Annotated in this window: 20 protein-coding genes, 1 tRNA gene and 1 pseudogene; 7 read left to right on the forward strand and 15 right to left on the reverse strand. The window is 62.5% G+C overall.

Annotation, left to right across the window (positions count from 1 at the left end):
- Positions 1-2,097, forward strand: a 2,097-nt coding sequence (locus F3J14_RS10820; protein WP_166722967.1) for a mechanosensitive ion channel domain-containing protein, incomplete at its 5' end; no start/stop codon positions are given.
- Between the two features lie 466 nt (positions 2,098-2,563).
- On the opposite strand, the gene F3J14_RS10825 is transcribed toward F3J14_RS10820, so the two are convergent.
- Positions 2,564-2,890: a hypothetical protein gene (locus F3J14_RS10825; protein ID WP_166722968.1), complete on the reverse strand. Its 327-nt coding sequence runs from the start codon at positions 2,888-2,890 to the stop codon at positions 2,564-2,566.
- Between the two features lie 160 nt (positions 2,891-3,050).
- Between F3J14_RS10825 and F3J14_RS10830 the strand changes: the two genes are divergently transcribed.
- On the forward strand, positions 3,051-4,886 hold the full coding sequence (locus F3J14_RS10830; RefSeq protein ID WP_166722969.1) for a S53 family peptidase: 1,836 nt from the start codon (positions 3,051-3,053) through the stop codon (positions 4,884-4,886).
- 189 nt (positions 4,887-5,075) lie between these two features.
- Here the strand turns inward: F3J14_RS10830 and F3J14_RS10835 are convergent, their stop codons facing one another.
- The 6 genes from F3J14_RS10835 to F3J14_RS10860 all read right to left on the reverse strand — a co-directional run bounded on the left by F3J14_RS10835 (position 5,076) and on the right by F3J14_RS10860 (position 13,486).
- Positions 5,076-6,698 carry a sulfatase gene (locus tag F3J14_RS10835; RefSeq protein WP_166722970.1) on the reverse strand — a complete coding sequence of 541 codons (1,623 nt, stop codon included), beginning with the start codon at positions 6,696-6,698 and terminating at the stop codon, positions 5,076-5,078.
- A 60-nt stretch (positions 6,699-6,758) separates the two neighbouring features.
- A complete protein-coding gene (locus F3J14_RS10840; RefSeq protein WP_166722971.1) occupies positions 6,759-7,079 on the reverse strand; it encodes a BON domain-containing protein in 321 nt (106 codons plus the stop codon).
- 111 nt (positions 7,080-7,190) lie between these two features.
- Positions 7,191-8,228: a porin gene (locus F3J14_RS10845; RefSeq protein ID WP_348771981.1), complete on the reverse strand. Its 1,038-nt coding sequence runs from the start codon at positions 8,226-8,228 to the stop codon at positions 7,191-7,193.
- Positions 8,229-8,391: 163 nt separating this feature from the next.
- Positions 8,392-9,879, reverse strand: a complete 1,488-nt coding sequence (locus F3J14_RS10850) for a sulfatase-like hydrolase/transferase (RefSeq protein WP_166722973.1) — start codon at positions 9,877-9,879, stop codon at positions 8,392-8,394.
- Positions 9,880-9,910: 31 nt separating this feature from the next.
- A complete protein-coding gene (locus F3J14_RS10855) occupies positions 9,911-11,158 on the reverse strand; it encodes an MFS transporter (protein WP_166722974.1) in 1,248 nt (415 codons plus the stop codon).
- Positions 11,159-11,305: 147 nt separating this feature from the next.
- Positions 11,306-13,486: a glycoside hydrolase family 3 C-terminal domain-containing protein gene (locus F3J14_RS10860; protein WP_247682185.1), complete on the reverse strand. Its 2,181-nt coding sequence runs from the start codon at positions 13,484-13,486 to the stop codon at positions 11,306-11,308.
- A 230-nt stretch (positions 13,487-13,716) separates the two neighbouring features.
- Here F3J14_RS10860 and F3J14_RS10865 point away from each other — a divergent pair, with 230 nt between their 5' ends.
- A complete protein-coding gene (locus F3J14_RS10865) occupies positions 13,717-14,337 on the forward strand; it encodes a TetR family transcriptional regulator (RefSeq protein ID WP_166722975.1) in 621 nt (206 codons plus the stop codon).
- 42 nt (positions 14,338-14,379) lie between these two features.
- On the opposite strand, the gene F3J14_RS10870 is transcribed toward F3J14_RS10865, so the two are convergent.
- Positions 14,380-15,372, reverse strand: coding sequence for a formylglycine-generating enzyme family protein (locus tag F3J14_RS10870; RefSeq protein WP_166722976.1), 993 nt, complete (start codon positions 15,370-15,372; stop codon positions 14,380-14,382).
- A 296-nt stretch (positions 15,373-15,668) separates the two neighbouring features.
- Complete coding sequence (locus F3J14_RS10875) at positions 15,669-16,592, reverse strand: LysR family transcriptional regulator (RefSeq protein WP_166722977.1); 924 nt, start codon at positions 16,590-16,592, stop codon at positions 15,669-15,671.
- A 173-nt stretch (positions 16,593-16,765) separates the two neighbouring features.
- Here F3J14_RS10875 and F3J14_RS10880 point away from each other — a divergent pair, with 173 nt between their 5' ends.
- Positions 16,766-18,052 carry an MFS transporter gene (locus F3J14_RS10880; protein WP_166722978.1) on the forward strand — a complete coding sequence of 429 codons (1,287 nt, stop codon included), beginning with the start codon at positions 16,766-16,768 and terminating at the stop codon, positions 18,050-18,052.
- A 12-nt stretch (positions 18,053-18,064) separates the two neighbouring features.
- The gene (locus F3J14_RS10885) at positions 18,065-18,814 is read left to right on the forward strand and encodes a creatininase family protein (protein WP_166722979.1); all 750 of its coding nucleotides are present in this window, start codon (positions 18,065-18,067) and stop codon (positions 18,812-18,814) included.
- Positions 18,815-19,197: 383 nt separating this feature from the next.
- Here the strand turns inward: F3J14_RS10885 and F3J14_RS10890 are convergent, their stop codons facing one another.
- Positions 19,198-19,776, reverse strand: coding sequence for a TetR/AcrR family transcriptional regulator (locus F3J14_RS10890; RefSeq protein ID WP_166722980.1), 579 nt, complete (start codon positions 19,774-19,776; stop codon positions 19,198-19,200).
- A 142-nt stretch (positions 19,777-19,918) separates the two neighbouring features.
- On the opposite strand from F3J14_RS10890, the gene F3J14_RS10895 reads away from it, so the two are divergent.
- The gene (locus F3J14_RS10895; RefSeq protein WP_166722981.1) at positions 19,919-20,320 is read left to right on the forward strand and encodes a 4-oxalocrotonate tautomerase; all 402 of its coding nucleotides are present in this window, start codon (positions 19,919-19,921) and stop codon (positions 20,318-20,320) included.
- Between the two features lie 34 nt (positions 20,321-20,354).
- A complete protein-coding gene (locus F3J14_RS10900; protein ID WP_166722982.1) occupies positions 20,355-20,762 on the forward strand; it encodes a VOC family protein in 408 nt (135 codons plus the stop codon).
- 249 nt (positions 20,763-21,011) lie between these two features.
- Here the strand turns inward: F3J14_RS10900 and F3J14_RS35625 are convergent, their stop codons facing one another.
- From F3J14_RS35625 to F3J14_RS10920, 5 genes and pseudogenes are all read right to left on the reverse strand, one after another.
- Entirely contained in the window at positions 21,012-21,233 is a 222-nt protein-coding gene (locus F3J14_RS35625; RefSeq protein ID WP_348771983.1) for an IS66 family transposase zinc-finger binding domain-containing protein, read from the reverse strand.
- Complete coding sequence (locus F3J14_RS36165) at positions 21,146-21,616, reverse strand: transposase (protein ID WP_348771982.1); 471 nt, start codon at positions 21,614-21,616, stop codon at positions 21,146-21,148. Before F3J14_RS36165 ends, F3J14_RS35625 begins: the two co-directional genes overlap by 88 nt.
- A 39-nt stretch (positions 21,617-21,655) precedes the next feature.
- Positions 21,656-22,000: an IS66 family insertion sequence element accessory protein TnpB gene (tnpB, locus tag F3J14_RS10910; protein ID WP_166722983.1), complete on the reverse strand. Its 345-nt coding sequence runs from the start codon at positions 21,998-22,000 to the stop codon at positions 21,656-21,658.
- Positions 22,001-22,230: 230 nt separating this feature from the next.
- Positions 22,231-22,410: pseudogene (locus F3J14_RS35635) on the reverse strand (transposase); the annotation flags it as partial.
- Positions 22,411-22,987: 577 nt separating this feature from the next.
- A tRNA-Ile gene (locus tag F3J14_RS10920) sits at positions 22,988-23,066 on the reverse strand.
- Positions 23,067-23,156: the final 90 nt, after the last annotated feature.

Genomic DNA, 23,156 nt, shown 5'->3' on the forward strand with positions numbered 1-23,156 from the left:
TACGAATCGCTGCGCTCGCTGCTCGATGTCGGCTCGGTGGGCAACTGGTGGCACGAGCGGCTGGTACGCGCCGACGCACGTGCGGACCTCACGCGCGCGATCTGGATCATCCTCGCCGTGCTCGTGCCCGCGTTCGTCGTCGAATGGTTCGCGAGGCGGCTGCTGCGGCGCGCACTGGCCGCCCTGGGCGCGCGTCGCGCCGAATCGTCGCGCCTGGGCGACGACGAGCCAGCCGGATCCGAGCCGCCCGGGCCGGACGACGACACGCCGCCAGCATCGACGGTCGACTCCGCCGCCAATGCGGACGGCACCGGCACGCCCGATACGTCGTCGAAAGGCCGCGGCCATGCGCGCCGCAACACCACGCTGCTGCGCCGGATGCCGCGCGCGCTGATCAGCCTCGCGCTGCGGGTCGTGCCGCTGCTGGTGTTCGTCGGCGTCGCGAGCCTGACGATGTCGTTGCTCGACGACGCCGGCACGCCGACCGAAATCGCGCTCGAATCGCTGATCGACATCTACGTGATCTGCCGCCTCGTGACGATCGTCAGCCGGCTGTTCTTCCAGCCCGATGCGCCGCAGCTGCGGCTGCTGCACATCAGCGATGCATGGGCCGCGTTCGCGCAGCGCTCGATCGCGCGGATCGTGATCGTCCTCGGCGCCTGCACCGCCGCGGTCGAGATCGCCGGGAGCTTCGGCCTCAGCGACGCCGGTCACGGCGCGCTGCTGAAGGCCGTCGCACTCGTCGGCCACCTGATGATCTCGGCGCTGATCCTGCAGTGCCGCCAGCCGGTCGCCGCGCGCATCCGCGCCGCCGGAGAGGAGCGGCCGGCCTTCGCGATGATCGGCAACGCGCTCGCCGACGCGTGGGCGCCCGTGTCGGTGTTCGTCGTGATGGCGTTGTGGTTCGTGTGGGCGCTCGACGTCCACAACGGCTACCGCGTGCTGATCACGCTCGGCGGCCGCTCGATCGCCGTGATGGTCGGCATGCGGATCGTGTCGATCGTCGTGTTCGGCGCGCTCGCGCGGCTGTTCCAGCGCCGCGACGACGATCGCACGCTCGTCCACCTGCACGCGTACCGCTACTACCCGCTGATGCGCCAGATCGTGTCGGCAGTGATCGCCGTCGTGACCGTCGTGCTGCTGCTGCAGACCTGGGGCGTGCCGATCTTTCATGCGTTCGGGACCGGCACGATCGGCCATCGGCTCGCGTCGGCGCTGATCACGATCGCGATCGCGGCCGTCGTCGCGCTGATCGTATGGGAAGCCGCGAACATCGCGATCGAGCGGCGCCTGCAGCTATGGACGCGCGAAGGCAACCTCGTGCGCGCGGCGCGGTTGCGCACGCTGCTGCCGATGCTGCGTTCGCTGCTGTTCATCATGATCGCGCTCGTCGTCGTGCTGACGGGCCTCAGCGAAATCGGCGTGAACATCGGCCCGCTGCTCGCCGGCGCCAGCATCTTCGGCGTCGCGCTCGGCTTCGGCTCGCAGAAGCTCGTGCAGGATTTCATCACCGGGATCTTCCTGCTGATGGAGAACGCGATGCAGGTGGGCGACTGGGTCACGCTCGCCGGCGTGTCGGGCACGGTCGAATACCTGTCGATCCGCACCGTGCGGCTGCGCGCGGGCGACGGGTCGCTGTACACGATCCCGTTCAGCTCGGTGACGACCGTCAACAACACGAACCGCGGGCTCGGCAACGCGGCCGTGAAGGTCAGCATCGCCTACGGCCAGGACATCGATCTCGCGATCGCGACGCTGAAAGAGATCGGCGCCGCGTTGCGCGACGACCCGAATTACAAGGACGGCATCCTGTCGGATTTCAGCTACTGGGGCATCGACCAGGTCGACGGCGCGATGATCGCGCTGGCAGGCCAGATCCAGTGCAAGGACTCGGCACGCTGGGGCGTGCAGCGCGAGTTCAATCGGCGGATCGCCGTGATGTTCCGCGAACGCGGGATCCGGATCGCGAATCCGCAGCGCAGCCTCGTCGCGTATGACGAAGGTTCGCGACCTGTGGCGCCCGAAAACGATGACGATGCCGCCGGCATGCCTGCCGCCGAGACGCGTCCCGCCCCGCCGGAGCGCAAGCCGAACTGATCGCGCGTGCCGTGGGCCGATGGCCGATGCGCACGCTCAGCGTGCCGCAGGCTTCTTCGTGCGCGGCACGCGCTTCGATGCGGCGGCCGGTGCAGCAGCCTTCGCCGCGCGTTTCACGCCCACGCCGCGCTGTAAGCCGGCCGATGTTTCGTCGGCAATTGCACCGCGCTGCGCATGCCAGTGTTCGAGGCGCTCGCCCGGCAAAGTTCGTCAATGGCAACGGCATCGCACTCGAATCCGGCGTTCCGCGCCGGACGTCATGACGCCCGGCGCATGGCGCGACGGATGACCGGCACCGCCGACTCGAATGTTTCTTCGACAACGGTTCGCCCATTACGATTCGAACCGCGAATGATCCGGCCGATTAAGTTGCGATTACAACCAAATCGGGTTTCGAAAATTACAAAACACCCCCGATCTTTTCAAAAGCATTTCAGCTTAATTCATTTAATTTTGTTTCATATAATCAGAAAAAGTTTGACACCAAACTTTCGTTCTTGATACCGTCCGATGCAAGCAATCTGACACATTGCAAACCACGCAATCGATTCCGCTCGACGCATTTCGCTTCCGCCGCACAGAAGTTCTCGTCGCCGACCACCTCTCTTCCGTCGGCGCATGCAACATCCCGATGCATTTCATTGGGCAGCTGCCGTCCGGCAGCGGGCCGAAGGACCGAACCGAATGAGCAGGACACCGAAACTATTGCTCTAGCCATCCCGCCCGCATCAAGCCCGCTGGCGCGGCCGCCCGCAACGCGGCGCAGCACCATCACTACCTGGCATTCCAGCATTTCGCTCCCGGAGGTCACCACCTTTCCGGATCGGGCGAAAGGCCCCGTCGCGTCCGCGCCATCCACGCGAGCGCGGCGGATATCGGCGGCACACGATCCGCGCCGCTGTCAACTGTTGTTGTTCATGCCGTTCGATGTTCAACCGGAGGGGTAATTCAAAATGAATCACGTTGCAGACAAGAAACAAAAGCACATCCGCATCGTCAAGCTCGCCTTCGCCGCCGCGGCAGCCGCTTCGTTCGGCATGACGGCCGTCCATGCCGCACCGGCCGCCGGCTGGACGGAAACGCGCACCAAGGGATTCCTGCCGCTCGTCCAGCAGGGTGAAAGCAGCAGTACCACCGGCGCACCGGCGGCCAGCACCGCGGCCGCTGCGGCGGCTGCCACCGAGATGGCGCCCGGCGAATCGGTGGACATCGTGCTCGGGCTGAACCTGCGCAACGAAGCGCAACTCGATCAATACCTGCGCGACCTGCATACGCCCGGCTCGCCGCACTACAAGCAGTTCCTCACGCCGGCGCAGTTCGCCGCGCAATACGCGCCGACCGACCAGCAGGTCGCCTCCGTCGTCGCGCACCTGCGCAAGGCCGGCTTCGTCAACATCGTGGTCGCGCCGAACCGCCTGCTCGTGTCCGCATCCGGCACCGCGGCAACGATCAAGTCGGCCTTCCGCACGACGCTCAAGCGCTTCACGCGTAACGGCCGCAGCGTCTATGCGAACACCGACGCCGCGCAGGTGCCGAACGCGATCGGCGGCATCGTCGGCGCCGTGCTCGGCCTGCAGAACGTCGAGCTCATGCATACCGGCGCGGGCAGCAAGCCGCAAGGCAACACCAGCAACCTGACGATCCCGGCGGGCGCATCCGCGGTGCCGCACAACCCGACCGAGTTCTCGTCGCTTTATGGCGGCGACGGTACGCCGACGGCCTCGCAAACCACGGTCGGCATCATCTCCGAAGGCGATCTGTCGCAGACGGTCAGCGACCTCAACACGTTCGCCGCGAACAACGGCCTCGGCACGATCAGCAGCAGCGTCGTTCAGACAGGGCCGTCAGGCAGTTCGTACACCGATACATCCGGCACCGTCGAATGGAACCTCGACAGCCAGTCGATCGTCGGCGCCGCCGGCGGCAGCGTGAAACAGGTCGTGTTCTACGTCGCGCCGTCGATGACGCTCACGGCGATCACCGCCGCGTACAACAAGGCGGTGAGCGACAACGTCGCGAAGGTCATCAACGTGTCGCTCGGCGTGTGCGAATCGTCCTCGTACAGCACCGGCTCCCAGGCGACCGACGACACCATCTTCAAGCAGGCCGTCGCGCAGGGGCAGACCTTTTCCGTGTCGGCCGGCGACCACGGCGCATACGAATGCGCGAGCGGCACGCCGTCGCGCTCGACCTACACGGTGAGCGAACCCGCGACGTCGCCTTACGTAATCGCGGTGGGCGGCACGACGCTGTTCACCAATACGTCGACCAACGCGTACAACAGCGAAATCGTGTGGAACGATCCGAGCTGGCAGGCAGGCACCGTGTGGTCGACGGGCGGCGGCTACAGCAAGTACGAAGCCGCGCCGTCGTGGCAATCGTCGAGCCTCACCGGGTCGACCAAGCGCGCGCTGCCGGACGTCGGCTTCGACGCCGACCTGCGCACCGGCGCGATCCTCGTGGTGAACGGCCAGACGTCCGACACGCTGTGGGGTTCGGGCTACCTGAACAACGAAGGCGGCACGAGTCTCGCCGCGCCGATCTTCACCGGCATCTGGGCGCGGCTGCAATCGGCCAACAACAACGCGCTCGGCTTCCCGGCGTCGAGCATCTACAAGTACTTCCCGACCAACGCGGCCCTGCTGCACGACGTGACGTCCGGCAACAACGGCAGCGGGACGTACGGCTACAAGGCAAAGGCCGGCTGGGACGCGACGACGGGCTTCGGCAGCGTCAACATCTCGAAGCTGAACACGTTCATCCAGAGCACGTCGGATTTCGCGCGCTGACGGCCGGATGACGCGTGCGGTTCCGCGCCAGTCGGCGGAGCCAAGCGCTGCCGCACGAAAAAACAAAACCCGCGAAGGCCGTGAAGCCTTCGCGGGTTTTTCGCATTCCACGCCGGGCCACGACGTGCGACCGTGCCTTGCGCCTTGCCGCCGCGCTTTCTTGCGGACGGCAAAGCCTTCACATGCGGCTCAATGGTCCGGCAATGCTTCGGCGCGAACGCGCCGGTGCTCCACTTCAGCGCGCATCACTTGCGCACGCGCGGCCAGATGCAGACGTAGCGCCTCCGATCGATCCGCGTGGGCACGGGCGAGCAGTTGATCGCGCTCGATCGGGCCCGCGGCCGGCAAACCCAAACGTTCATACTGCTCGTCCGGTGCGTCGCTGGCACGCATCAGATCACGAGCGAGTGTCGCCATGCGCTGCTCCACGGCATCGTCGTACAACGGATGGGCCTGCCCGGGATCCGCCTGCAAGTCGAACAACAGCGTGCCGGCACGATACGAATAACCGATAGGCCGGCTCGCGATCTTCATCATGCTCACGCCCTGTGAAAACGGAAACGGCGCCGCCAGCTCGATAGCCTGCAGTTCGTCGACGCTGAACATCTCGCGCATGTGCGTGGGCATCAACGTGTATTCATACACCGGCGCGTTGCGGTCCGGGTCCGGCCCTGACCGCATATATACGTAGCGCCCGTCCGTCACGTTGACGTGTTCGCCATGCATGCCGAACAGCGCCGCCTCCCGAACCGGCAGATCCTCGTCGATGGTTTTGCCGAGCGCCACGCCCTGCATGCGCGGTGTCGCTTGCACGCCAAAGAAATCGAGCAGCGTCGGCGCGATGTCGATCATCTGCACGAGCGACTGGCGTCGAACGCCTGCACGGCGGGAACGCGGGTCCCAGATGAAAAGCGGCGTATGCGCGAGCTCGTCGAACCAGGGTTGCGCCGTCTTGGCCCACCAACCGTGTTCGCCGAGCATGTAGCCATGGTCCGTGCACACGATGAGCATCGTGTCCTGCCACAGATTCAGTTCATCCATCAGGTCGAGAATCCGCCCCAACGAGTGATCGCACATGGATACCAGCGCGGCATATTCGGATCGCGCGTGTCGAATGTCGTCGTCGGTTTCGTTGCCGGATACCGGACCGTATGGCGGCCAGTCGAAATGCGCGTCCGTATTCGTTCGAGGATAAAGATCGCGATACTTCGGAAAACTGGCGAACGGTTCATGCGGATCGAAAGTCTCGATCTGCAGCAACCACGAATCCGCATCGTGATTTTCCCGGATGAACGCCTCGCCTGCGTCGAACGTCAGCGTTTGCGGATGGAGATCTTCGGTCGGATAGTACTGGCGGTTGACGAAGTCTTGTCGCGCGGCCTTCTCGTTCAGCGCCCCCTTGAGCCGTGCTGGAATCGGCGGCCGCCGGATTTGCCCCTTCCACGGGTCGCCTTCCTGCCCTCGAAAGAACTCCCAACTGCTGTAGCGCGTGTGATAAGTCGCACCGCCATCTTCCCAATAGTGCGGATGATCGCTGGCCAAATGCGTATGGATGCCCTCGCGTCGAAGCATGTTCGGCATCGAATCGTCGAACGGCTCGAGCGGCCCCCAGCTTCGATGCAGGAAGTTGTAGCGCCCCGTATGCAATTCCCTGCGGGCAGGGATGCACGCCATGCTGCCGATATAGCAGTTGTCGAACGTAGCGCTCCGCTCGGCAAGCCGCTGGAAATTCGGCGCCTTGACCCACTCGTTGCCATAAGGCGGGAGCATGTGCCGATTGAGGCTGTCGTACATCACAAGAATTGCTTTCATGATTCGCTCATTTCACTCCTGGATTAACGCTCATTCTTCATGCGATCGGCTCGCTGCTTATCAGTTTCGTGTACGGATACGAAGCTGGTTGCGTACCTCGCCGACGCCCGGCACGCGCTGCGCGGTACCGATAGCCAACGCGCTCTGTTCCGAATCCGCTACATCGCCGGAAAGCGTCACGACATCGCCGCGCACGAAGATCAACAAGCGACTCGCATCGAGTCGCTTCGCTCGCCCGAGCGCGCGCGCAACGCGCTTTCTCAATTGGCGATCCGCCGCCTTCTGCGCCTTGGAGGGCGCCGCCGCGGGCATTGACGAAAGCGCCGGTTCCGCCTGCCGCTCCTGCGCCGCCGCGCTCGCGGCCAGCACCGTCAGTGCCATTGCCACAGCGGCCCGGCACACCATCACTCGAACATGCATACATCCTCCCCGTAGAGTCGATGCGCCGGTCGTGCTTCGTGTTCGAGCACGACCTTGCCATCGAATGTGTATCTAGAATTGCGTGATCATCCCGATCGAAACACCGGTCACCGCGCGGCCGTCCGGACGAAGATTCAACGCCGATACGTTCGTGGGATCTTTCTTGTAAGCACCGGAAAACCCGTTTCGGTCAAATTCAACATAGAGTTCGGAGCGCTTCGACAGAAAATATTCGACCATTGCATACGTCGTCATTTTTCGGCCGTCGGCGCCAGCGACATTTTTCAGGTTGCTGGCGATGTCGTAATAGGTCGCACCGGTGAACTGCAACGTGGGCGTTACTCGATATACGAGCCCGATCGACGGAATATGATCGCGCCGTTCCGCGCCGGCCGCGGTCGCCGCGGAAACCTTCAGTGCGCTGTAGCTCAAATACATCCGGGTCGGCCCCAGTTGCCACGTTGCGCCGCCCATCGCCGTCTCCGCGCGTTGCGAGGCACTGGCGTTGTAGGTCTTCTGATACGCAGCTGCCAGTAGAAGCGTCCGAAACTGATAGCTGGTGCCGACGGCGAAGTTGGTCCCGGCCCGCGTATTGCCGGCCACCCCGCCTGGCGAATAGCTCGCCCGCAACGTGAATCCGCCGTTACGCCCGACATACTTGATCGTATTGTTGAAGCGCGCGTCCAGCGTGAAGAAGTTGCCGCCCCACACAATGCCCGGCACGGTGGCCAACGAAGGCCCGTTGGCCTCATTCGGGTCGAGCTGAACCCCAATGTCTTCCGCTGCGTTGAGTTGACGCCCCAGCATCAGCCGGCCGAATCCCCCCTCCAGCCCGACATAGGAGCGCTGAGAGAAAAAAGTACTCGACGTTTTCGTGCCGCCCGTGCCAGTAATGAAGCCACTCTGCAACATGAAGATCGCACGCCATCCCGCGCCCAAGTCTTCCACCCCGCGGATGCCGAACGAGTTGCCCGAGATGGAATTGCTGTCGAACCCGATCTGATGCCCACCTTGTACCCCGTCGGTCCAACGCACGCCTCCCCCGACCGTTCCGAACAGCGTCACGCTCGACTGCGCATACGTATATCCCGAGATCACCATGGCGATCACCGCTACAGCTCCTTTCCGCACTGTCCCCTCCATTTAATAATTAGTTCTGTTAAGTAATTATTATGAAAATTCAATCGGAAAACTGCGTGACCAATGCCACCGCCCGACCTGGAAATCAGGTCGCCGAGTTGTCGGTTTCGACAACTCCGCGACCTGAGCGCCGTCAACGTTCCTGCTGTTCGAGCCACTCTCCGGGACGCGGCAAATCGACGACCGGGAATCGGGCGCCTTTCCCGGCCGGCAGCACATCCGCTGTCTCGACCTGCCAACGCAACAAGGATGCGAGCATATCGGCCTCGATCTCGGCGTATTCCGGCATACCGGCCAGATTCGTCGTCTCGTTCGGATCGGTCGTCCGTCGATACAGTTCCGGACCTTCGTACAATCGCCACACGTAAGTCCATTCAAGCGTGCGAACGACCGCCACTTTTCCGACCGACTCGGGATGCTCCCTTTGCTGCGTGCCCTTGATGTCGTACGGGAAGCCGGCATTCTCGAAATGATCGGCTTCCCTGACGAGAAATCCTCCTTCGCTGAACACCTTGTCGCGATGCGCCGCACCGGTCTCGCGCAGGCACTGCACGAAGCTGCGCCCGTAGTGCGCGTGTGTGGCCTCGAGACCCGCCAGATCCAGCAACGTGGGAAACACGTCGATCATTTCCACCAACGCGTCGGAAACGGTGCCGGCCACACCGGGCGCCGACACGCCCGACACGATCAGCGGGTTTCTCAGCAGACATTCGTGCACACCGGACGGCCACTTTTCGGCGAGGCCGAAATCGCCCAAATATTCGCCGTGATCGGAGAAGAAGGTGGTGATCAGCCGCTCCGGCTCTGTCGCCTGCCTGGCCGCATCCACGATCCGCCCGACGTGATGGTCAAGCCTCGACACCATCCCGTAATACACGGCACGCAATTCCCGCCACTGCGCGTCGGTCATGTGATCCCAGCCATGCGCTTTCGTGAGCGCGTCGACGTAGGCCGGCATGCGCCCGCTTCCGGCGACACGTTCGGGCACCGTCTCGCGGTCGTACATCGAGAACCACGGTTCTTCCGCCTCGAACGGAGGATGCGGGGCAAACAGCGGGACATACAGCACCCAGGGTTCCCGCGGCGGAGACTTGAGCCAGTGCTCCGCTGTCTTGACCACCACTTCGTCATATTCGACGTTCGCCTGATCCTGCGTGCGCTGCCCGCGATAGAACGCGCGGACCATCGGATCGCTCGGATCACCCTGCGTCTTGCTCCGCAGAAATTCGCCGGCGCTGCGCCGCGTTTCTTCGGGCAGGAAGCCGTGCTCATGCATCGACAACTCAGTCGCACCGGCGGCAAACGAGTCGCCACGGCCGCCCGCCATCGCGACGTGGTAGCCGCTTTCCTTGAAGACGCGCAGAAAATTGGGTTCATTCGGACCGAGCAAGTGGCCGAGCGTCCGATGACCGCCCACATGCGGATAGCGGCCCGACAGGAACGACACGCGCGACGGGGAACACACGCTGTGCTGTCCGAACGCTTGCGTAAAGGCCACGCCGTCGGCTGCGAGCCGGTCCAGATTCGGTGTCCGGACCTGGGTTGACGGATGCACTGCGTGCACGCAATCGGCACGTAGCTGATCCGCGACAATGACGACGAAATTGGGCTGCTTGGTCATTTCAAATCCGATGGTAAAGAGACGTTCGATGTCAACGAACCGCTTTGATGAAGGTGATGACGAGCGCACCGAGCGCCGTCGCGCAACTCGCCGTTACGAACAAGGTGTCGTAACGGATCGCACCCCCGGGCAATGTCAGCCATGTCACGAAAAGCGACAGCACGAATTGCGGCAGCACGTTTGCGAGGTGGAACACGCCCATGTCCTTGGCCGCGGTATCGGGATCGGGCAGCACTTCGGTCACCAACGCCAGATCGACGGCCAGATACGCGCCCTGCGCCAGACCGATCCACACGATCACGCCCAGCAGTTGCGCGAGCGTCGTGCAGGCCAGCAAGGCCAGCAGACCGAGTGCCATCCCCACCCCTGCCACGAAGACGAATACCTTCCGGCGTTGCAGGCGGTCCGACAGTCGCCCGAACAGCAACGCGCTGACCGTCATCGCCGCCGTGGCGACCAACAGGCACATGAACATCGCGTGCGGCGTTTCCTGTTGCGACAGGCCGATCCGGTCGCGCAAATAGAACATCAGATAGTGTTGCAGGCAACTCACGCCGAACAGCACCAACGCACGCGATAGCCACGCGATGGCGAAATCGGGATGCTTGACCGGATTCGTCCAGAAACATGCCGCCAGCCGTTTCCATTGCAGCCGCTTGAAATGACCTTCCTCGAGTCTCCGGTCATTCGCAAACACGACAAAACACGTGATGGCGGTAAACGCGATCGCACCTTGCAACATCGCGACGGACACGAGATCGGGCGCCAGTTGCCGCACGATCCACACGCCCAGCAGAATGCCGATCGGCGGTGTGAATCCGACGATCGACGAAAAGAATCCGAGCCGGGCGGGCGGCACCTGATCCGGGAGAATCGCATTGAGCCCGCTCAAGGTCGCATTGAACGACAGCGCCATCAGCGCCCATCCCAGCGCAAGCTGAGCCGGCGATTGAGCCGTTGCCAGGATCGCCATGGCGCCCAGACCGGCCACCGCGCCACCGAAGATCCACGGTTTGCGCATGCCCCAGCGGGCGCGCGTGTGATCGCTCAGCAACCCGAAGATCGGTTGCGCAATCGATCCGACGATCGCGCCGACGCCGATCGCCCGGGCAAGCACGTTCGCCTTGTCCAACGGCGCGATGCGCTCGGCCAGCATCGGCAGGATCATCATCGGATACGGTATCAATGCAAGCCAGACGCCGATAAAGGCCAGGGTCAGGGTAATGCCGAGATGTCCGCGGGAGCGCCTGCCGGCCCCCGCAAGCACGAGTTCGTCCATGGTGTCTCCATTGCAGCCGATTGGGCAAAAACCACCCTGAATCATTCGACCGGATAAATTGCTGATGCGAAAATTCCCCGCCCATCGGCCATGCGCGGTACGCGAGCGCGCCCGTACCGAAACAGCGCCAGCCGATCCGCCGGTTACTTACCTGCCGAATTCACGATGCGCGAGCCGAACCGTCGCATTGACGACGTGATCTGCAGCCGAGCGAGCGAGCACGATCCGATAGTCGCCTTCAAGGATTCGCCACCGCCCTGATGTCGCATCGAAACAACCGAGCAAGCGCGGATCCGCGACCATGCTCACCCTGACCGACGCGCCCGCACGCAACCAGACGCGCTCGAAACCGAGCAGACGCATCCGCGTCGCTTCGGCCGCATGCGTGAGATAAAGCTGCGGAACATCGTCCCCGTCTCGCGGGCCGGTATTGGTGACGGTAAAGCTCGCCGTTACCGTGTCGCCGCCGCTCACCGCAAAATCGCCGTACGCAAAGTCCGTATAGCTCATCCCGTGACCGAACGCGAACATCGGCGTGTCGCCTCGCTGCGCGAACCAGCGATAACCGACTTCGGCGCCCTCGTGATAACGCACCTGAATCGGCGTGCCGAGTTCCACATCCGCCCCGGGCAACCGCGGATGCGGTGTTTGATCGACGCTGACGGGGAACGTGACGGGCAGACGCCCCGAAGGATTGACCTCGCCGGTCAACACTTCGGCAATTGCCTGTGCACCGGCTTGCCCCGGGAACCAGGCCTGGACGATGGCCCGCACCTTGTCTCGCCACGGCATCGCGATCGGGTTGCCGGTCTGCAGTACGACGACGACATTCGGATTCACTCGCGCCACGGCTTCGATCAGGTCATCCTGACCATACGGCAACGTCATGTCGGGGCAATCGAAGCGCTCGCCCTCGTGTCGAATCGCGTTCACGATCACGACGTCGGCCTTTTCAGCCAGCGCCACCGCATCGGCAATATGCGCACCGCTGTCGAAATCGATCGTCGCGCCCGGCAGGCGCGCACGCAGTTGCGCGAGTGGCGATGGCCCGAAAAAACACATCGAGGTCGCGCCGAGCAACGGGTGACTTCTGAACGGAATCTCCGCCGTGTAGCCGCCGCGCGGCCGAACCTGGCTCGAACCGGATCCCGACAGGACACCGGCCTGCGCGAAGCCGCCGATCAGCGCTATCCGCCGCACATTCCGGCCGAGTGGCAACATCGCATCGCGGTTCTGCAACAAGACGATGCCTTTACGGGCAATCTCCAGCGCAACGTCGTTATGTGCGTCCGCATCGACCGGCTCCGCGGCGGACGGCCGGTCGATGCCCACTGCAAAGTACGAACGCAACATGCGTTGCACCATCTCGCTGATCCGTTTCCGGGGGATGCGACCTTCGTCGAAGGCCCTGCGCAATGGTTCGTTGAACCACTCGCATTCATCGAGCTGGGCACCGGAATGCTGATCCAGGCCCTTGAGCGCGTAATCCCAGCTATTGACCGCGCGCCAGTCCGACATCACCCACCCTTCGAACCCCATCGCGTCCTTTATGGTGTCCTGAATGATCTGCTTGTTGCCGCACGCATATTCGCCGTTGACGAGATTGTATGCGCCCATCAACGCGCCGGGCCGACCGGTCTCGATCGCGATCTGGAACGCGAGAAGATCGCTTTCCCGATGGGCGGCCGGGTCGATGATCGCATCCAGAAAGAACTTGTTCGTTTCGCTCGCGTTGAGCGAGACGTGTTTCACCAACGCGATGACCCCCTCGGCCTGCGTACCGGACACCATGCCTGCACCGAGCTTTCCCGACAGGAGCGGGTCTTCCGACAGGTATTCGAAATTCCTGCCGTTGCGCACCTCGCGCACCAGATTGATGCCGCAGCCGAGTGCGACGTTGAAGCCGCGCTCGCGCATTTCCTTGCCGATCAGCGTACCCGCCGCGGTGGCCAGCATCGGATCGAACGTCGCCCCGAGCGCCAGGCCCGCCGGCAGCGCGGTGGCCGTCTCGTTCGCGTCATGGGTCGCCCGCAAGCCCAGACTGGTATCGGCAAGAAGCAGCGGCGGAATTCCGAGTCGCGGCACGCCATGAACGTATCCCGCGATGTCGGGGACGTGCGCCGGCACGCGCGATTCGCGCGCGTTCGTGCCGAAAATGCGCACCATCAGGCTGTACAACATCGAAAACCGCTCGTCGTCCGTCATGCGGGCTTCGACTTCCCGGGCGCGTTCGTCAGGATCGGCAAGCGCCGCCATCGGCGAGGATAAGGAGGATTGAAGCACCGCATTCGAAAATTCGATACCGGCATCAGGGTCGACAGGCGTCATGAGAGCTCGTTTCATTGAATAACTATCCACTTGGATAATTTATAGATACGCCTGCCCCCTCGTCAAGCGCAATGCGATCCGTGGACACTGGGACTTTCCCCGACATCGGTCGCGTGCATCGCCGAGCGAGGCCGACGATGCGCCCCGCCATTCATGCGGACACGGGACGGCGTTGCGAACCCTTCGAACGAAAGGCACAATCCGGATGACTCGACTCAGGAAACGTTGCGATGCAGATTGTCAGACAGGCTCAGCAGGAACGAAGCGAGCAGACACGAGCAGAAATTCTGGCCATTGCACTCGAGCAGTTTTCGACTCGCGGCTTCGATGCGGTGAGCGTGCGCGATATCGCCGACGCGGCCGGCGTCAATCACGCGATGATTCGTTACTACTTCGGCAGCAAGGACAATCTGTGGCGGGAAAGCGTGACCTTCCTCTTCGACCGCTTCATGGAAGAGGCGAAGCCACCCGGGTCGGATGTAGGGCGAATCTCTCTCGATGTCGTGAAGGAGTACATCCGGAACTACGTCCGGTATTGCGCGAAGTATCCGGAGCACGCACGCCTGATGATGCAGGAAGCCAATCGTGATTCCGAACGATTGAAATGGATGGCACAGACGTTCATTCGCCCACGCCACGACCTCACCATTCCGCTGATCGAGCATGTGAGCGCGCAGACGAAGGGGCTCGAAAAGATCGATCCCGTCACGCTCCTGTACATGATCACCGCGATCGCGCAGATCCCGTATCTGCTGACCGCTGAAATCAAATACGCGCACGGCATCAACGCGCTGCGGGACAAGGCCGTGGAAGCCCATTGCGAAGCCGTCCTGGCGTTCGTCTTTCGCTAATGACCAGCCGTCGAGCCCGACAGAAATCCGTCGGGCCCGGCCTTACTTCGGCGTCAGATCATAAGCCACGCGAAATCCCGTGTGCCCGGCGGAGGTATCCCTTGACCGCCCGGTTCGGGCCGCGATCCGATAGCGATAGCAATAGCTTCGATGACAGAGGTATGAGCCGCCTTTCAGCGTGCACTCCCGATCCGAGACGGCCTGCCGATCTCTCGCCTTGCCGGCGCTCGACAACGATCTGACGCGAAACGGATCGACACACCACTCCCAGACATTGCCACTACAGTTGTAGAGGCCCGCCGGATTCGCCGCAAACGCATCGACCCGCACCGTTCCGAAGGTTCTGTCGCCTCCGCTATACCGATCGGGAAAGCGGCCTTGCCAGATGTTGCAGCAGAGCGCGTCTTCCGCCGGTTCCTCGTCTCCCCACGGAAAACGTCGGGCATCGGCACCGCCACGCGCCGCATGCTCCCATTCGGCCTCGGTCGGCAATCGCCCTCCGCACCACCGCGCAAACGCCGTCGCATCGTTCCAGGAAATATGGATGACGGGATGCATGCCGCGCCCGTCAAGCGACGAAAGCGGCCCTTCGGGGGCAGCCCAGTACGCCCCCGGCACCGACCGCCACCAGGGTACGTTTGCCGGCGCCTCGGCGATGCAGTCGGGCTCGAGAAAAGCGTCGAACACGTAGCTCCATCCGAATCGCTCGGCATCCGTGCGATAGCCGGTCGCCAACACGAACTCGGCGAATCGCTCGTTCGTCACCGCGTACCGTTCGATACCAAACGGCTTCAGATGCACCTTTCGGCGCGGCGCCTCGCCATCCGCCTTGATGACCGGCGCATCGGTGCCCACCCAGCTGGTCCCGCCGTCGAACTCGACGATGTTCTCTCCCGGGAGACGAACATTGGCCGGCGCGGGATGCACGAGCCGATCGGGTTCGGACACCGACGCCGCGACACCTTCGCATGAATTCTCACGCCGAGGAGCGCAGCACGTGCGCCCAGCAGCGATCGATCGATCAGATTCGCTCAAGTCCGTTCTCCTCCATCGTTGAATATTTATCCGATCGGATAAATATTCAACGCAAGCATACCCGCAGTCAAGCTGAAAAATGTGCCATCAAGCATTGACCTGCCCCGCCGGCTCCATCTCCGGCGCCGATATCGCCGACGGATCGAAGGTGAAAAAAACGACGCTGCCAGACATGACAGAGCATCTGCAACCCATCCTGCTTCAATCCGGCGAGCGGCTTGCAGCGGTGGACAAGGACCGGTCGATCACCTATCGACATCTGAACCGACTGGGCGATGACCTGTCCGTTTATTCGTCTACTCTCCGCCCTGTGCGAACATCGGCATGTCCCGCAGAATATGTTCAAGGAGCTTGAGGGCGGCCGCCGGTAACGGCCGCCCTGCCTTCGCGAGCAATCGCGCCTGGGTGCCCTTGAAGAGCGGATGATCGATCGGCACCACCGTGAGCGTGCCGGCGGCGATCTCCCGATACGCCGCGAATTCGCCGCCGATCAGCGTCATGTAGTTTTCGTAAGCGACGAACTGCTTGAGCGCCGTTAGCGAATTGGTGACCAGCGTCGGCCGTATCGTAATGTTCTCGGCGAATTCGAGCATCTTGGCCGCATGTCCGACACCGAACGATGCTGGCATCATGGCCAGCGGCCACGACAACATGTCCTCGACGCTGGCCGCGCCGCCGCGCAATGCTAGCGGATGGTCGGACCGCACCAGCAGCCCGACCGCCTGCGACGAACTCGCCAGATACTCGATACGCGGGTGCGGCGGCGGGTTGAAGGCAAGCCCGATGTGCGCGCGGCTTTCCGCCACGGCTTCTAGCACCTGATCCACGCCGAGGATCTCCATTCCGATTTCGAGCAGCGGGTACTGCGCACAGAATGGCGCCAGCACCTCGTTGACCAGCGCATCCACATAGCCCTCGCTCAGGACCAGTTGGACCTGCCCCTGCTTCAGGCCCTTGAGCGCGTGGAGCTGATCCTCGAGCCGCTCCTGATGCGAGCGGTAGCCGCGCCAGAACTCGAGCAGGTGCGCGGCGGCTTCGGTCGGCCTCACGCCGCGCGCTTGGCGCTCGAACAGCGTCGCGCCAAGTTCGTCCTCGAGCAGCCGGATCTGCCGGGTAATCACCGACGGCGATGTGTTCAGACTCTCGGCGGCGCCGCGGATGGTCCCTTGCTCGAGCACTGCGCGGAAGTAACGCAGCCGCTGCTGATTGATTTCACGCATGTCGAATCCATCCACCCGGTGATTACCGTCCCTATGGACAGATTCACACACCCTACCAGATGCGTTGCCCTGCGGGCAACGAAGTGTGCACATGGTTGCTGTTGGTGATTGCGCCTTGCGCTGCCACTATCCGATGCATCAACGCGGTACCACGTACGACATTGGAGACAGGCATGCTGGCAATCCCGAACGAAAGTGCGGTAGGCGACACCTCAAATCTCTACAGCAAGATCAACTGGCGGCTGCTGCCGTTCCTGCTGAGCTGCTACCTGTTCGCCTACCTCGATCGCGTCAACATCGGCTTTGCAAAGCTCCAGATGCAAGGCGACCTCGGTTTCTCCGATGCCGCGTACGGCGTGGGCGCCGGGATCTTCTTCATCGGCTACGTACTGTTCGAGATACCAAGTAACCTGATGTTGCCGCGCATCGGCGCGCGCAAGACCTTCAGCCGCATCCTGGTGCTGTGGGGCATTACCTCGGCCTGCATGCTGTTCGTGCGTAACGTGCCGATGTTCTACGCGATGCGCTTCGTGCTCGGCATCTTCGAAGCGGGCTTTGCACCGGGCATGATCTACTACCTCTCGTGCTGGTATGGCCCGCAGCGCATGGCGCGCGCCATCGCCGTTGTGTTTCTTGCCGGCCCGCTCGGCGGCATTGTCGGTGGGCCGGTATCAGCGTGGCTGATCACCGCGCTGTCGGGCGCCGGCGGACTGGCCGGCTGGCAATGGATGTTTCTGGTCGAGGGCCTGCCCTGTATCCTGCTCGGCGTGCTCGCACTGTTCTTCGTACCGAACCGGCCGGCCGATGCGGCGTGGCTGACCGAGCGGGAAAAGCGCCTGCTCGCCAGCGAGATCGGATCCACGACGGGACACAATCACTCTTTCCTGGCCGTGGCACGTGACGTCCGGGTCTATGTGCTGGCCTTCGCGTACTTCTGCATTATCGCCGCCATCTATGCCATCAGCTTCTGGCTGCCGACCCTCATCAAGGCGCAGGGCGTGGGCGACACCGTACAACTCGGCTGGTACTCGGCCCTGCCCTATATTGCGGCGGCGTTCGGCATGTACTACATGGGGCGCCGGTCCGACCGGGCGGGCGAACGCCGTTTCCATAGTGCGGTGCCCGCAACCATCGGGGGCCTGCTGCTGGCCGCGTCCACCCTCGTCGACGGCAATCTCGCCGCATCGCTGGTGCTGCTCACGCTCGGTACCTGCGCACTGTGGATGACCTACACGGTGTTCTGGGCCATGCCCTCCGAATACATCAAGGGCCCCGGGGCAGCCGGCGGCATCGCACTGATCAACACGATCGGGCTTTCAGGCGGCTTCTGGGGCCCGGCCATCATCGGATGGGCCAAGACGGCCACCGGCAACCTTCACCTCGGTATGCTGATCCTGGCCACGCTGCCGATCATCGCCGCACTGATCATTCTCGCCAACAAGCTACCCGCAAAGCCGTAACAAGGAGTCGTCATGCTTCTACATCTTTCTACCTGGTCCGAAATCGAGCAGTTCCTCATGCGCAGCCGCACGATCGTCGTGCCGATCGGCTCCAATGAACAGCACGGCCCTACCGGACTGCTTGGCACGGACTGGCTGTGTCCCGAGATCATCGCGCGTGAAGCCGAAAAATCCGCCGATATCCTTGTGGGACCCACGTTCAATATCGGCATGGCACAGCATCACCTTGGCTTTCCTGGCACCATCTCGCTGCGCCCGTCCACATTCATTGCCGCGATCGGCGACTGGACCCGCTCGCTGGTGACACACGGTTTCGAGAAAATCCTGTTCCTCAATGGTCACGGCGGCAATATCTCATCGATCGATGCTGCGTTCTCCGAGCTTTATGCCGAAGCCAGCTTCGCGCGTCGCCGTGCGGGCTTCGCGCTGAAGCTTTGCAACTGGTGGGATCTTGAAGGCGTGGGCGAACTGGCGCGGGACCAGTTCCCGACGGGCCACGGCACGCATGCCACCCCGTCCGAGATTGCGATTACACAGTGGGCCTTCCCCGATTCGATCAAGTCGGCAGACTACGCGCCGCCGATCGCCAACACCGGCCCGATCCGCGAAGCACTCGACTTCCGCGCCCGCTTCCCTGACGGACGCATCGGTTCCGATCCCGGCCTGGCCACGCGCGAAAAAGGCCGCGCACTGGTTGAACTGGCCGCGCAGTCACTGGCGCGCGAACTCGAAGCCTTCGGCCGCGAGCCGATGCCCGCCTGAAACCGACCCGCTGGCGCCATTCTGATTCTCTCTGGCGCCAGCTGCCTTGACTGCCATTGACCAGCATCACGCATTCACACGATATCCACCGACGCTGCCTCTGCGTTCGATTGGCTTGCGCTCAATTTGCTAGAAGCGTAAGCGGCTCGGCGCGGCCGGTCTCCGATTCACGCGCGCGTGGAGCATGATGTGAGAGGTTGGAGAATTCCGTGTGGATCACGTTAGCTCGTGCCCACGATCGTTGATCACGGGCACGATCTATCCAGATTTACCTGGCAATCAGATGTATAAGGCTGGACTGGACCAAACAGACAACGTCAGATCGTCTGACTCAGCTCGGCCAGTTACGGGCATTCACGAGAGGTAGCTTTCGGGAGGCAAAGTTACCTGGGTGGAACTGGGCCCAGCAGCACCGACTCGGCCGCATTCGCAATCTGATCTGCAAACGTCGGGTTTCCAACCGCACGTGCGAGTGTCACCGCGCCGACTAGGGAAGCCAAAGCTGAACACGCGGCTTCGAGATTCCGGGGGGCGCGTGGCGAGGCGGGGCCGTCTACGATAGCCTGTGCAACTTCGCGCAGTGCCACTTCGAAGGCAGCGCGCGACTCCTGGTCGGAGCGTGCCACCTCAGTCGGGAACGTCTGCAGAGTGCAGCCTTCCGACAGATCGCAGGTTCGCTTTGCGTTGAGATAGAACCGCACAAACTCCGGCCACCAGGCACGCCTATGCTCTGATTGGAAGTAAAGGATGCCTCGTCGCAAATCGTCCATTCCTTGCCTCAGCGATTCACGGAAAGCCTCGCCCTTGGAGTCGAAGTGGACGTAGAAGGCGCCAGACGTGACACCCGCCTCTTTGGCCAGAGCGTCAACTCCTGTTCCTGCGTATCCACCCTTGCGAAACGCCCGTCCTGATCCCTCAAGAATGCGCTGACGCGTGTGCGCCTTCTGTTCAGCTCGTGACATTGAAATCCTCTTATCTCCAAGATCACATTGTAGTTGACGGGATAACGTTCGTTATCTATCTTTGCATCACGGTCGTTACGCGAAACTCGATTGACGGGAGAAATCGCGTATGACGCCGCAACCCTCGGACTCGAGACATCTCATGCCGCTCACCCTCACTCTTACTGAAGGCGTTCTCCCAAAGGGCCAGGAGACGCTAGCTTTCGCCCGGCTTTCCGATGCCATGCTCAAGTGGCACGGACTGACGGGGAATTCGGCCATCACGCCGAACATCGTCGGATCAATCAACGTCGTGCCAAAAGAGCACACGTTCTCCGGATCGAAGGAGGCTGCCGTTGTATTCATCGAGTGGAAAGTTCCATCATTTGCGTTCAACACCCGCGAGATTCAATTGGGATATATCGAAGAGGCCACGGAGATCATCCATTTGATGTCGGGCGAGAAACAGCCCAAGGAGCGCATCTGGGTGAACGTGGTTCACGCGGTGGACGGCACCTGGGGAATTGGCGGTGTGGCGTTGACCAATGCGCAACTCGTAGGCTGACTCGGGGAGCTTGGCCTTCTACAAGGAGTGCTTGATGCTGCTTTCAAATTACCTATTCTTTACCGACGCCTGCGAGGAGGCACTGCGCTTCTACGAGGCATGTGGTCTTGGTCAGATTGTAGAGATGGTGCGGTACGGCGCAGACTGGATGCCCGCCACGAGCGAGGCAATGCGCGGGAAGGTCATGCACGCCAAGTTCGAAGGGGATGGCGTCGTCTTCTATGCTTCGGACAACGATGACGCAGAGCCGATGCGAGGGTCCGCGCATCATCTGGCGATGGACAGCAGGCAATCGACCGATCAGTTGTTCAGTGCGTTGAGTTCAGGCGGTCTCGTGACGACTGCACTCGGCATGCAACCGTGGGGGGGCTACTACGGAAAACTGACGGATCGCTTTGGTGTGCAATGGATGCTGAACTGCCATGAGCCAGCTCGATCGTGATTGCGGCAGGTACGTGCTAGATGTTCTCGCTGAGGAGATGCAGTGCACGCTGCAAGGCATCACCTCGGTTCCATCAGGGGGACGCCGCCGAAGCAATTGTCGACATGCTGAAAGTGTGCCGTATGCTCGATACAACCGTCTGACCGATGATTGCCGGTCGATCGGCCATAACCTACGCTCCACGTCACGCGAATCCGTTCGGAGGTCTACTTACTGTGCGGCGACCAATTCAATAACCCCAGTGTTCCTTCAGGGTCGATCACGGCCCTTGATGAAGTGACGGCGAAGCAGGGCGATGCTACGCTCGATCGGCAACCCCGGCATCGACGGCTGCTCGATGTGGCCACAGCTGGGACAGACCATCTTGTGCCGGATCGTGCGAATCACCTGGAACGTCGCCGCGACGCGGGCGAGCTGTTCGGAGACGTCCTCGCCGAGGCTCTGCGTGGCGCCGTCGCACTCGGGGCAGATCGAATCCGGTTGAGCACGCGGTCTTCACGCGGCAGATGTGGCGGCAGCGGCTCCCGGGCCGCCGACTCGCCACCTGTCGCTGGCTTTTCTCGCCGGACCTTCGCATGCTGCACGTCGGCGACGCCGCTCCCGGCGCTCAAATCCTCGAGCCGCAATTCAAGCCCCTCGATCTCTCGGGCGAGCTTCTCTGACTTGCGGCCGAAGTGCATTCGCTTGAGCTTGTCGATTAGGAGTTTCAGCCGTGCAATCTCGAGATCGCTCTCGGCGATCTCGCGGCGCAGTTGCTCGATCTCGAGTTCCCTTTCGATTGCCGACGCGCGAGCCTGAGCCACCATGGCCTTCAGTGCAGCGACATCGTTGGGTAGATCGTCGAGATTCGGCATGCACCGGAGTTTACGAGCCTCCCAAGCGGTTTACAACACCTACAGCATCGACAGGGGGGCCGTGCGGCGGGGTTGCCGCCAATCGATGCCTTCGAGAAGCATCGACAGCTGCGCGACCGTGAGCGAGATCTTCCCGCCATCGGCCTGCGGCCAGATGAAGCGGCCGCGTTCCAACCGCTTCGACAGCAGCCACAGCCCATCGTCGGTGGCCCAAAGCAACTTCACGAGATCACCGCGGCGCCCGCGGAAGATGAATACGTGACCGTCCAACGGATTCTCCGCGAGCGCCGCCTGCACCTTCGCGGCAAGCCCCTGGAAGCCGCAGCGCATGTCCGTCACGCCCGCCGCAAGCCAGATGCGGGTGCCGGCCGGCAACGCGATCACTTCAGGCATTCCTGCAGGAATGCCTCGGCGCGTTCAGCAGACAGTCCACGAATCCGGACACGCCGCTTGCCGACCTCAACCTCGATCTCGCACACCGGTGTCGGTACGCTGACCGCCCCCTTCGACGCCACTGTCGACTCCGACGCCCGCAGTACCAATGCCGAGTCAATCACGTCGACGCTCAGCAGCTCCGTGCCTGATATGGTCGGCGCAGTTTCCAATGTCGGTACTGCTAGCTTGACTTCACGATATTGCTTACGCCAGCCGAACACCACGTTGGCGTTGATGTCGTGCCGTCGAGCAACAATCGATACTGACATACCGGGCTCCAACGTCTCTCTGATCACCTGCTGCTTGAATTCCCGCGCATACGTGCGATGGGGATGGGCTCGGCCCGCTGAATTCGACATGGATGACCGTCTCCGTCAATCTGATCGCGCCCATCATGAGCCGGCGCAACCAGCAGTGGGGGACGGCCATACCGAGCCGCTTACCTAGAAGCGGACTAGAGACGGAACTCAGGTTCGCGAGGCGAGACCGCGACGCCTGCGCTAATCGCGCACCCGAGGTTCTCGCTCGCGTATATCGCGACTCTGTTATGGACACGCGCGCGATTGTTTGAGCGCAGACGGCCACGTCGAGCGAGTGCTGGGTGCCGGTCGATCAGTCCCGGCGCAGTCGTTTCGCCCGGATGCCCCCATGAGGTCGTGACCGGCATCCGAGGCGTCATAGACAGACGTCAGAGGGGCTAGAAGGCGCTCGCACTGAGCTAGGCAGCCGGTACATCAGAAACGAAAAAGCCGACCCAATGAGTCGGCTTTTTCGCGTCGAATCGCGGCCGATTGCCACCGCGAACCAAACCTTCAAACGTACAGCCGATTCCCGATAAAGCAAAACGTGGCCGATCGGGAAATCAGGCATAACGTGTCCAGGTGGACAACTTATGCTTAACGGCACAACTTCCCTGGATGATCCTGGAAGAGAATCTGGTGGGCCCCCCGGGAGTCGAACCCGGCACCAACGAATTATGAGTTCGCTGCTCTAACCAAGCATGAGCTAGGGGCCCAGATGAGAAGCAAGGCGTGTTACATGTCGCCCCGGCAACGAAGCCGGGCCGGCATTGTAACAACAAAGACGACAAAGGAGACAAACGCCA

It is taken from the genome of Burkholderia sp. Tr-862 (assembly GCF_011753085.1).
Lineage (GTDB): Bacteria > Pseudomonadota > Gammaproteobacteria > Burkholderiales > Burkholderiaceae > Burkholderia > Burkholderia ambifaria.